Source organism: Pseudomonas sp. HMSC065H01 (assembly GCF_001815235.1).
GTDB lineage: Bacteria > Pseudomonadota > Gammaproteobacteria > Pseudomonadales > Pseudomonadaceae > Pseudomonas > Pseudomonas aeruginosa.
Map to the genome: position 1 here is coordinate 1 of NZ_KV819886.1, position 390 is coordinate 390.

Here is a 390-nt window from a genome sequence, read left to right on the forward strand (position 1 = left end):
GCGACCGAGGCTGGCCGCCAGTCGCAGGCGCGAGGTCTGCCAGTTGCCGAGGGCGCGGATGTGCTGGTCCTCGGCGCTGGCGTAGGCGGTCAGGGCGTTGAGCAGCTCGATCATGCTGCCGACCCCTGAGCGGTAGCGGCCCTGCACCACCTCCAGGCTTTGCCGCGACTGTTCGACCAGTTCGCGGGTGCGCGCCAGGCTGCGGGTCTCGACGCTGAGCGACTGGTAGTTGTTCCACACCTCCAGCGAAACCTGCTGCTCGGTGTCGGCCAGCTCCGCTTCGCTGGCTTCGCGGCGGGCCAGGGCGTTGCGGACCTGGTAGGTGCGTTCGAAGCCTTCGAACAACGGGATGTTCAGTTGCAGGCCGATGCTGCGGTCGCGTTCGCGGGT

At 68.5% G+C, this 390-nt stretch carries 1 protein-coding gene; it reads right to left on the reverse strand.

Translation table 11 applies throughout. From position 1 onward, the window contains the following. The coding region (locus HMPREF3014_RS14985) for a TolC family protein (RefSeq protein ID WP_033872854.1) at positions 1–390 on the reverse strand (390 nt) is incomplete at both ends.